General features: G+C 43.8%; 7 protein-coding genes. 4 read left to right on the top strand and 3 right to left on the bottom strand.

Annotation, left to right across the window (positions count from 1 at the left end):
- Nucleotides 1-116: 116 nt before the first annotated feature.
- The 3 genes from prc to AB6D80_RS22670 all read right to left on the bottom strand — a co-directional run bounded on the left by prc (nt 117) and on the right by AB6D80_RS22670 (nt 3,341).
- Nucleotides 117-2,111, bottom strand: coding sequence for a carboxy terminal-processing peptidase (prc, locus tag AB6D80_RS22680; RefSeq protein ID WP_017104318.1), 1,995 nt, complete (start codon nt 2,109-2,111; stop codon nt 117-119).
- A gap of 17 nt (nt 2,112-2,128) precedes the next feature.
- Nucleotides 2,129-2,752, bottom strand: coding sequence for an RNA chaperone ProQ (gene proQ, locus AB6D80_RS22675; protein WP_009846654.1), 624 nt, complete (start codon nt 2,750-2,752; stop codon nt 2,129-2,131).
- Between the two features lie 97 nt (nt 2,753-2,849).
- Nucleotides 2,850-3,341 carry a GAF domain-containing protein gene (locus tag AB6D80_RS22670; protein WP_009846653.1) on the bottom strand — a complete coding sequence of 164 codons (492 nt, stop codon included), beginning with the start codon at nt 3,339-3,341 and terminating at the stop codon, nt 2,850-2,852.
- An 89-nt stretch (nt 3,342-3,430) separates the two neighbouring features.
- Between AB6D80_RS22670 and AB6D80_RS22665 the strand changes: the two genes are divergently transcribed.
- The 4 genes from AB6D80_RS22665 (at nt 3,431) to rsmF (ending at nt 10,843) form a co-directional block, all read left to right on the top strand.
- A complete protein-coding gene (locus AB6D80_RS22665; protein WP_065678351.1) occupies nt 3,431-5,227 on the top strand; it encodes an ABC transporter ATP-binding protein in 1,797 nt (598 codons plus the stop codon).
- Between the two features lie 78 nt (nt 5,228-5,305).
- Nucleotides 5,306-6,607: a paraquat-inducible protein A gene (locus AB6D80_RS22660; protein WP_065678350.1), complete on the top strand. Its 1,302-nt coding sequence runs from the start codon at nt 5,306-5,308 to the stop codon at nt 6,605-6,607.
- The gene (locus AB6D80_RS22655) at nt 6,594-9,251 is read left to right on the top strand and encodes an MlaD family protein (RefSeq protein ID WP_372189670.1); all 2,658 of its coding nucleotides are present in this window, start codon (nt 6,594-6,596) and stop codon (nt 9,249-9,251) included. Before AB6D80_RS22660 ends, AB6D80_RS22655 begins: the two co-directional genes overlap by 14 nt.
- Before the next feature lie 170 nt (nt 9,252-9,421).
- On the top strand, nt 9,422-10,843 hold the full coding sequence (gene rsmF, locus AB6D80_RS22650) for a 16S rRNA (cytosine(1407)-C(5))-methyltransferase RsmF (protein WP_017104315.1): 1,422 nt from the start codon (nt 9,422-9,424) through the stop codon (nt 10,841-10,843).
- The last annotated feature ends 346 nt before the right edge of the window (nt 10,844-11,189 follow it).

The raw sequence follows: 11,189 nt of genomic DNA, 5'->3' as shown, positions 1-11,189 counted from the left end.
ACAGCTCGGAAGGATCCTTCAACCGATCACTTTGGCTTTAACTGATCGGCATTAAGCCTAGGCTCGCTTTTTAAATTGTGCATCTTTAAACAATCACCTTTTAACAGGTATTTGCTCTATTTCTTGATCATATCCAGCATGATAGCAACAGATTCATCAAGATAAGCATCCGGGGCTTCGTAGTCTTTAGGGATATCATCCAACGTTTTAAATGCCTCTAGCTTAGCGGCTTTTTGACGTTGATTGATACGCTCTAGACGAAGCTCATCCCCATCATCACTCTCTTGTTGACGTACTTTTTCGTTCAAAGAAAGGTCGTTATCATCTTTATCAGCCTTATATTTTTCAATATCTTGCGCGATAAAGCCAAACTCCATGTCTGTCGCAATACGAGCTTGGTGTTGAGCGGTTAAAGCAGCAACCTGCTCATAGTTACGCTGTAACACTGAATAGTTAGCTTTATCTATGCTATCCCAAGGCAGAGCATTATCTTCAACACTTTCACCAGTATCTGCTGGATCAATTGCCGTTGGGTAAGCAATATCAGGCACTACACCTTTGTTTTGCGTACTTCCGCCATTGATTCGGTAGAATTTCTGGATGGTGTATTGAACGTAGCCTAACTCTTTATCGAACAAATCATAAATATGATTCAAAGAGCGGTGTTGTTGCACCGTTCCTTTACCGAAAGAGTTTTCACCAAGGATGATTGCACGACCATAATCTTGCATCGCTGCTGCAAAGATTTCAGATGCTGAAGCACTGTAGCGATTCACCAATACCGTTAATGGACCTTGGTAACTAATTTCGCCATCAGTATCACTGTTCACTTTTACACGACCGTAGCTATCACGAACTTGAACAACGGGCCCCTCTTTGATAAACAAACCAGAGAGTTCGGTTGCTTCCGTTAGTGCACCACCACCGTTGTTTCGCAGATCAACAATGATACCTTCGACACCTTGCTCTTTAAGTTCGGTGATCAGTTTATCAGTATCTTTAGAAAGGCCAACATAGAAGCTTGGTACTTCTAGTACGCCAATCTTCTTGCCATCTTTCTCGATAACTTCTGATTTAACAGCGCGGTCTTCTAAGCGAATCTTATCGCGTACAATTGTGACAACGTGACTTTTCGCATCTTTACCATCTGGCAAGATCTGTAGCTTAACTTTAGTCCCTTTCGGTCCTTTAATTAATTGCACTACATCGTCTAAACGCCAGCCGATAACATCAACAATATCTTCGCCATCTTGACCAACACCAACAATACGGTCACCATCACTCAATTGCTTGCTGTTTGACGCAGGGCCACCAGCAACGAGAGATCGGATAACGGTGTAGTCGTCTGTCATTTGAAGTACAGCACCAATGCCTTCTAGAGATAGATTCATCTCAGACTGGAATTGCTCTGCATTTCTTGGAGAAAGGTAACTGGTATGAGGATCAACTTCTCGCGCGAATGCGTTCATGTAGATCTGGAAAGCATCTTCGTTGTGCGATTGCGTAATACGCTTCATCGCATTGTTGTAACGCTTTTCCAAAACTTCTTGAATCTCTGGCCACTCTTTACCTGTAAGTTTTAGATTCAACGCGTCGTATTTAACACGCTTCCTCCAAAGCTCATTCACCTCAGCGATATCTTTTGGCCATTCCGCTTCGCTACGATTGAGCTCAATACTTTCATCAGTATCAAACTTAATCTCAGTATCTAGTAAAGACAGCGCATATTGGAAACGTTCAAAACGCTTCTGCATGGACAAATTATAAACATCGAATGCAATTTGGTTATTACCGGCTTTCAGTTGGTCATCAATTTGTTTAGATGAAGTAGCGAAAGAGTCAATATCAGCTTGAGTGAAGATATTACGGTTATAATCCAACATCTCTAAATAACGATTAAAGATAGCTTGGGAGAAATCATCGTTGAGATTGAAGTGTTTATAGTGGGAACGAGTAAATCGAGAAGTAACACGTTTACTAGCAGTTTCGTGTTGAACCTCAGGAGCGAGTAGAGGTAAATCGTCCTGATTTAATTTGGCTTCAAGAGCCTGAGCTGAAGCTGCTAGCAAAAAGCTAGCAGCAATCAGTGTCAATTTTGAACGGCATTTCATGCGTAGGAGTATCTCCTTTAAGCGCGCAAGTGCTCCGCTTTAACAACCATTTGTAGGCCGTTTGCTAACTGAACACGCACATCTTCCTTATTGATTTCAACAATGGTCGCAGCCATGTTTCCCGTACCCATGTTCACATTTACTTCTTTACCAGTGATAAATTCATCGGCGTTCAAAGCGCGTGTTTCTACAGGCTTTTCTACTTTCGGTGCTTTAGGCGCTTGACGACGAGGCTGTTGAGCTTTCTTCGCTTTAGCTTTCGCTTTGCCTTCATCACGAGCTTTCTGTGCTTGTTCTTTACGACGAGCCTGAACTTTCGCTTTGCTTTCTGCAAGTGTCGCTTTAGCGTGCTCAACGTGCTCTTCTTCTAGTGTGCCACATACGTTGCCGTCTAGGTCAACACGTTCTGCGCCAGCTTTTACGCCGTGCAGGTAACGCCATGATGATGTGTACTGTCTTAACGCTGCACGAAGCTGAGTCTTACTTACTTTTTCGTCTTCATTGAGACGTTCAGCAAGATCTTGAAAAATACCAATTTTAAGTGGTTTCGCTTCACCTTCTAGAGTAAAGCATTTAGGGAAACATTCAGCAACATATGCGATAACTTCTTTGCTGTTTTTTAACTTTTCAGTGTTTTCCATGTGGGTTCCTGGTTTTTGCGGTTTTCCGCGAGCATTAAGAAAATATTTTTACGTATTATAGAGAGATGCTTGGGAAAAACCACAGTAAGAGAATAATTTATGCCTTGTTCGCGTGCGAATTAAGCAGCTTTTCCACTTCTGCCATGAAAAATGTTAATCCGTCCTCGTCAATTTGAGAAAAACGGCCAACATTTGGGCTATCGATATCAAGAACGCCCGCAATTTTCCCGTCAATCGAAAATGGTATAACGATTTCTGAGTTACTTGCAGCGTCACAAGCGATGTGTCCTTCGAATTCATGAACATCATGAATACGCTGAACTGTATTCGTCGCGACCGCAGTTCCACACACACCACGCCCTACCGGAATTCGAACACAAGCTGGTTGACCTTGGAATGGGCCAAGCACAAGTTCGTCTTTTTCCTTAGATTGGTCCTGCTTCATTAAATAGAAGCCTGCCCAATTTAATTCATCCAACTCCATGAATAATAATGAGCTGATATTAGCTAGATTAGCAGTTAGATCGGGTTCTGATTCAATTAATGCAACGGCTTGTTTGGTTAAGCGTTGGTAATGTTCTATTTTCATATTAACTTCCAATTAAATTGAGACTTCCATTATCAAGAGAACGCAGTAAAATGCGGCCATCAAACTAAATAGGACTTATTCTCATTACAATGACCAATTCAGAAGACACTATTAGCCGTTCTTGGTTAATAACTCAAGTAAAAAAACACAAGTCCAAATTACTGTTTGCTAACATTATTGCCATACTTGCAACTCTCATTAGTGTCCCTATCCCGTTGCTCATGCCATTAATGGTTGATGAAGTATTACTTGATAAGCCGGCTTCTGGCTTAGAGATGATGAACCATCTACTTCCGACATCGTTGCAGACACCAACTGGCTATATTGCACTGACTTTGCTGTTAGTCATAATCATGCGTACTGTTAGCCAAGCGTTGAACATTCTACAAGGGCGTCAATTCACGCTTGTCTCTAAAACAATTACCTATCAAATGCGCAGTAAGATGATAGATAAGCTTGGCCGCATTAGTATTAGACAATACGAGACCAAAGGCAGTGGCGGTATTAATGCTCACCTGATAACAGACATAGAGACAATAGATAAGTTCATTGGTTCGACTCTATCTAAGTTCATAATTAGCTTCTTAACCGTTTTCGGTACCGCTATCGTGTTGCTATGGTTAGAGTGGCGTTTAGGACTGTTCATTTTACTGGTCAATCCTGTTGTGATTTATTTCTCCCGTAAACTAGGTAGCAGAGTTAAACACCTTAAAAAGTATGAGAACCAATCTTTCGAGCGCTTTCAAAACCGTTTAGTGGAAACCTTAGACGGTATTTACCAACTGCGTGCGGCAAACAAGGAACGTATCTTTCTCGATGAACTTAAGGTTCAAGCAAACCAAGTGAGAGTCGATGCAGACAAATACGCTTGGCAATCAGAAGCTGCTGGCCGTGTTTCGTTTCTGCTGTTCTTATTAGGTTTCGAGCTTTTCCGTGCCGTCGCGATGCTAATGGTGTTATTCAGTGACTTAACGATTGGTCAGATTTTCGCGGTATTTGGTTACTTGTGGTTTATGTTAGGCCCGGTACAAGAGCTGTTAGGGATTCAATTCTCTTGGTATAGCGCAAAAGCAGCACTTCAGCGCATCAACGACCTTCTTCAGTTAGAAGAAGAGAAGCGCCCTATCAGTAAAGTGAACCCATTTAATGAAGATCAAGAAGTGACAGTCGACATTGAAGACGTTACATTCTCTTACACATTAGAAAACACTGTTTTAAATAGGCTGTCGCTGCACATTCCAGCAGGTAAGAAAGTCGCTTTGGTGGGTGCGAGTGGTGGTGGTAAATCTACGTTAATCCAGTTACTGATTGGTGTTTATCAAGCGGATTCTGGATGCATTCGTTATAACGGCGAAACCACCGACGACATCAGCTTCGATGTAATACGCAGTCAAATTGCCGTTGTTTTACAACAACCTATACTTTTTAACGATACATTAAGGCATAATCTGACGCTTGGTGCTGAATACGATGAAATGTCGTTGTGGCGTGCACTTGAAGTCTCTCAAATGCAAGATGTCATCAAGCAACTGAGTAATGGCTTAGATACACAAATTGGTAGGAATGGCGTTCGACTGTCTGGCGGGCAACGACAACGCTTAGCGATAGCCCGAATGGTGCTGAGCAATCCTAAGTTTGTTATTCTAGATGAAGCGACATCAGCACTCGATACAGCAACAGAGTCAGCACTGCATAAAGCGCTGAGCGAGTTTTTGAAAGATCGCACAACTTTGATAGTGGCTCATCGATTATCAGCGGTGAAACAGGCCGATCTAATCTATGTTTTAGAAGATGGGCAAGTTACACAGACAGGAACACATGGTGAATTGGTTGAACAACAAGGATTATATCAAACACTCTATGGCAGTGTGCAATCGCACGCCTGATGTTTATTGTTCTATAGATTTAAATCAGTGTTGTTCTAGGCATTTAAATCAGGTTAAAAGTCTGATTAGTGTTTCATCTTGGGAGGTCGCGTGACCTCCCCATCCGTAACCAACTCTTTATCAACTAAGCAGCAGTTATCGACTCAGCACCAGTGCGATAGTAGCTCTGTTCGTCTGTGTCAGGGCTGCGAACTTCCCGTTGATAAAATGGAAATCCCTTTGGGGAAATCCGCTTACTGCCCAAGATGCGGTACTCAGCTTTATAGAGGCGGCACCCCTAGCCTGTCTGGAAACCTTGCAATCGCTATTACCTGCTTATTGCTGTTTATCCCCTCACACTTTTTTGAATTCATCAGTATTCGCCTGATTGGTGTCATGATACCTGCGACGTTACCATCTGGCGTATTTACTTTAATGGGTGAAGGCTTCCCTCTACTTGGCTTGTTGATCTTATTCTGCAGTTCGATCGCCCCGTTACTTGTTTGTACCTCGGTACTCATCACCCATTTATCCTTGCGCTTTAAGATTTTCACACCATTTCGTTATGCATTAGCTATCATTCAGACACTTAAGCACTGGATGATGTTGGATGTATTCCTGGTGAGCGTGGCAATCTCGTGCTTCAAATTACAAGATTACTCAGATATTTTCGTCGGCCCTGGTTTAGTTGGTCTGATTCTACTGCAGCTTTTCAGTGTGTTACTGGTAAGCCGAATCAGTGTGCGTCGCTACTGGGAAGCTTGGGCTCAAGAGTCTCACTACTCTTTTGATAAAAGTAAGAACGTACACTGTCATAACTGTCACCTGTCTCAGCCTGATGGGCACACTTGCGTGCGTTGTCACCATGACTTATATCATCGCAAACCCTACTCTGTACAAAAGACATGGGCTCTACTTTTTGCCGCCTCAGTGGCTATCGTGCCGGCCAACGTCATTCCAATTTCTATCGTGATAACAAACGGGCAAAGACTAGAAGACACCATCATCTCCGGTGTCGCTTCGCTAATTAATAGCGACATGTATGGTATCGCAGCAATCATTTTTATTGCCAGTATCGTCGTGCCTGTCGCGAAAATACTTGGTCTAACGTATATCTTAATTTGTATCAAAATGAAGCGTGCGGTTTACCATAGACAACGTATGACCATCTATTTCATTGTGAAATGGGTGGGAAAGTGGTCGGTAATGGATCTGTTCGTTATTTCGATCATGATGACCTTGGTCGACCGTGGACAAATTTTAAACTTTACACCAGGTTATGGTGCAGTCGCTTTTGGCGTCGTGGTTGTTCTCACGATGCTAGCGGCGGAAAGCTTAGATCCTAGGCTAATTTGGGATAACTACACCTCTAAAGATGAGTCAGTGAATGAACAACGATAACCAATCACAAACGTCATATTCACCAGAAGTCAGGAAAAACAAAGGTATTTCCCCTTTGTGGATCCTGCCGATACTAACCGTCGCACTAGCGGGTTGGTTGGTCATGAAATCGATACACGATGCAGGACAACGTGTGCAGATATATTTCTCAGATGCCGCAGGTTTAATCGCAGGTCGAACGACAATTCGCTACCAAGGCTTAGAGGTAGGTATGGTGCGCGACATTACCTTGTCCAAAGATTTATCGAGCATCTATGTCGATGCTGACATCTACCCAGAAGCGAAAAAGCTACTCTCAAAAGGCACGCGTTTCTGGCTCGTAAAACCAACAGCAAGTTTATCTGGTATCTCAGGGTTAGATGCGCTTGTTTCAGGTAACTATATTGCTATCCATCCTAGCGAAACCAAGCAAGAACCAGAAACCGTTTTCCAGGCCTTAGAATCATCCCCTTCTGACTTATTGGCTTCGGAAGGCCTGAATATTTCATTGACGACCAAAGACCTGGGAGGGGTGTCTGTTGGCTCTCAAATCGTTTATCGTAAAATTCCAATTGGTGAGGTTTACAACTACCAGCTAAACGACAACGCAAAATCAGTGACGATTCAAGCGGCGATTAAAGATGAATACAGCCACATCATTACCGACCAAAGCCGTTTTTGGAATGTCAGTGGCTTAGGTGCCAGTATCGGATTTTCTGGTGTCGACGTACGCTTAGAAAGCCTCAGTGCTCTGCTTGGCGGTTCAATTGCGGTCGACTCTCCGGGAGAAGGTCAACCCGTAGAGATGAACACCAAATTCAAACTTTACCCAGATTTGAAAACAGCCGGTCGTGGTATCTCGATCAAGATAGCCGTACCCGACGACAACAAGATCAGTGCAACGGGCGCTCCGATCATGTATCGAGGCATCGAAATCGGTCAAATCACTGACCTATCTTTAAGCGAAGGGCGTGAAAACGTCGTTGCATCGGCTGCAATCCAACCGGCATTCAGTGACTTTTTAAATAGCGGCAGTCAATTCGTTTTAGAGGAAGCTGAACTATCACTTACTGGAATGAAAAATATTGCCAACTTAGTCACGGGGAATTTTCTAACCTTGGTTCCAGGTGAGGGTGAAAAAGCGCGTCGATTTACTGCGATTCGCAAAAATGAGTTCAGTCAGGAACAAGAAAAATCCGTTGCGATTCGCTTAACATCGAACAATTCATTCGGGTTAGATGTCGGTACACAGTTACTCTACAAAGGCATTGCTGTTGGCTCTATCATCCAAGTGGGTTTAGTCGATGGTGTGGGAACTGGCTCTGATAAGCACGAAGTGTTTATGGATGCGCTTGTCGATAACGAATATGCTCACCTAATCAAAAGCCATAACCGTTTCTTTGTGACAGGCAGTGCGACTGCAGAGCTAACCGAATCAGGCTTGAGTGTTACGGTCCCACCAGCAAAACAACTTCTTACTGGCTCAATTAGCTTTGTTAGCGAAGGTCAGTCGAAAGCACGAACTGACTATCAGCTTTTCCAAAGCAAATCGTTAGCAGAAATCGCCAAGTTTAATCAGTCTGGCTCAAAGACGCTTTCGTTGTTTGCGAGCGAGCTACCTTCAATTTCTAAAGGAAGCCCACTACTCTACCGCAACCTACAAGTGGGTAGCATTTCTGATTTTCAGCTTGTCGATGGTGGCGTGAGAATCAAAGTCACGATCGAAAATCGTTACACACACTTACTCAATGAACATACTGTTTTCTGGAACCGCTCAGGCGTTGAGATCGATGCGTCGCTATCGGGTATCAGTATTAAAGCAGCACCCGTTAAAACGCTTATTCAAGGCGGTATTGCTTTTGACTCTCTTCCGGGAATAGACAACAAACTCGGTGATGTGTGGAAACTTTATAAAGATTCGAAATCCGCGCGAAAATTTGGTCGTGCGATTACGATCACCTCTTCAGGCGATCAAGAAGTCAGCAAAGGCATGGCGATCAAATATCAAGGCGTCACCGTCGGTGAGGTTACCTTGGTGATTCCTAACTTCAATAAAGGCGGTATTGAAATTACTGCGCGTATTTTACCTGAGTACGTAGACAAGATTGCCGTTGCGAAGAGTCACTTCTGGTTAGCAGAACCTGAAATCGGCCTCAATGGCATCAAAAACGTCTCTGCACTGCTCTCTAAGCACATCAACGTAGACCCGGGCAATGGTGACATAAATACGAAATTTAAGCTGAGCAAGGGGCCAGTGCAGCCTGAAGGCAAGATATTCCAGCTACAAAGCGAAACGCGAGGCTCGGTATCAGAGGGCACACCGATCCTATTCCGAGAACTAGAAATCGGTAGTGTAATCGATGTTCAACTAGGCGAGTTTGCTGACCGAATCATCTCTACGATTCAAATCGAACCTGACTACGCGTATCTGATCCGCGCAAACACCGTGTTTTGGAACGTATCTGGTGTCGATGTCTCTATCGGTCTCTCTGGCGCAAACATCAAAGCTGGAACGGTAGACAGCTTGTTAAGAGGTGGTATTACATTCTCAACGCCACCGACCAATGAACTTCAGCCAGTGGCAAACGAAGATCAGTCTTTCTATCTCTATCCTAAAGCCGAAGATGAGTGGAAATCATGGAGAACCGCAATTCCTCGCCCATAGAGTGAACCCTCAGAAGCTCCATGCAAATTAATACCGCTTAACAAAGAATAATTCATCATCAAAATGCAGCCATTCGGCTGCATTTTTGTTGTTTGCTATAAATATGGTTTAGGACGGCCTCATTTTGCTTTAAACTCCCCCGCATTAATGCAATAAATCGAGACACTCTTTTGCACGCTAACGTATATATTCCTGAAGAATTCCTAACGCACATCGAATCAATCATGCCTAGTCATCTAGATATGGCTTCTTTTGTCGCGTCATGCCAAAAACCACTTCGTAAAAGTATTCGAGTCAACACATTGAAAATCAGTGTTGAGGACTTCTTAGTACGAGCAAAAGAGAAAGGCTGGGAACTGGAACCTGTACCTTGGTGCGAAACGGGGTTTTGGATTACAGCTGATGAAAGTGAAGCGCCACTAGGTAATACGGCAGAACACATGTCTGGCCTTTTCTATATCCAAGAAGCCAGTTCTATGATGCCACCGTCAGCACTTTTCCAAGGTGGGGCTGACTACCAAGCCGTATTAGACACTGCGGCTGCACCCGGTTCTAAAACAACGCAAATCGCGGCGCTAATGAATAATCACGGCGTATTGGTTGCCAATGAATACGCAGCAAGCCGTGTGAAAGTCCTTCACGCTAACATCGAACGTTGTGGTGTTCGTAATGCCGCTCTAAGTAACTTTGATGGTCGAGTTTTCGGTGGTTGGTTACCAGAACAGTTTGATGCTGTGTTGCTAGACGCGCCCTGCTCTGGTGAAGGTACGATTCGCAAAGACGCTGATGCGATGAAGAACTGGACGTATCAATCTGTAGTCGATATTGCTGACACTCAAAAAGATCTGATCGAAAGTGCTTTTCATGCTCTCAAACCTAACGGCGTGCTGGTTTACTCAACCTGTACGTTAAGCACGGAAGAGAACCAACAAGTGTGTCACCATCTAAAAGAGACCTTTGGTGATGCGGTAGTGTTCGAATCTCTTGAATCACTATTCGACAATGCTAAAGCAACCACGACAGAAGAAGGCTTTCTACACATTTTCCCACAAGTGTATGATTCAGAAGGTTTCTTCGTTGCACGCATCCGTAAACTAGCGTCTGTGACACCACCAGAAGTGAAAAAACGTCTGGGCAAATTCCCATTTGAAAAAGCGTCAAAGAAAGCTCAACAAGAAGTCGCTGAACATCTGCTGGGCACACTCGATATCGAACTACCAAGTGATACTCAAGTTTGGATTCGTGACAAAGACGTTTGGCTATTCCCGGAAGCGCTAGAACCTATGATCGGTGAGTTCCGTTTCTCTCGCATGGGCATCAAGATCGCTGAAACCCATAAAAAAGGTTACCGCTGGCAGCACCAAGTCGCGACAACGCTCGCAACAGGCAATGAAGCCAACATTGTAGACCTTAGCATTGAAGATGCTCGTGAATGGTTCATGGGACGCGATGTTCGCCCTGAAGGCTTGTCAGGCAAAGGTGAAGTACTAGTGAAGTACAATGGTGCAATCATCGGCCTTGGTAAGTGGGTTGGCAACCGAGTGAAGAACGGTTTACCACGCGAACTCGTGCGCGATAAGAACCTATTCTAAATAGCTTTCGTGCTTAACGGCTTAACGAATCGCACAAACAAAAAGCCCAAACAATGTTAATTGTTTGGGCTTTTTCTATTCTACCGGTCATGTAACTCTGTGTGCGAGCGCTTGTAAATCAACGACTAATTATACAAACATCAATTCAAGTCACTATTTCAAATAAGAAAAATCGCACTTTAGGGAATCTAAACTAGACTTCAATCTAATAGTCAAAAGATTGAAACGATTAGCGTAGGCTCTTCGGAGCCCTTTCCCCTAAGCCCAAACAGGAAGGTTTGGGCTTTTTTTTGGTTCATCGCGGCTTTCCGGGGAAAGCCGCTTTTATCTTCAAGAAGAAGTAGTC

Origin of the sequence: Vibrio sp. 10N.247.310.17 (genome assembly GCF_041466605.1) — a bacterium.
GTDB classification, from domain to species: domain Bacteria; phylum Pseudomonadota; class Gammaproteobacteria; order Enterobacterales; family Vibrionaceae; genus Vibrio; species Vibrio tasmaniensis_A.
The sequence above is the reverse complement of the archived record's forward strand: the minus strand, read 5'-3'. Positions and strand labels throughout refer to the sequence as shown.

Coding starts and splice junctions, on each gene's coding strand:
- prc (WP_017104318.1), bottom strand. CDS start 2,111: ATGAAATGCCGTTCAAAATTGACACTGATTGCTGCTAGCTTTTTGCTA.
- proQ (WP_009846654.1), bottom strand. CDS start 2,752: ATGGAAAACACTGAAAAGTTAAAAAACAGCAAAGAAGTTATCGCATAT.
- AB6D80_RS22670 (WP_009846653.1), bottom strand. CDS start 3,341: ATGAAAATAGAACATTACCAACGCTTAACCAAACAAGCCGTTGCATTA.
- AB6D80_RS22665 (WP_065678351.1), top strand. CDS start 3,431: ATGACCAATTCAGAAGACACTATTAGCCGTTCTTGGTTAATAACTCAA.
- AB6D80_RS22655 (WP_372189670.1), top strand. CDS start 6,594: ATGAACAACGATAACCAATCACAAACGTCATATTCACCAGAAGTCAGG.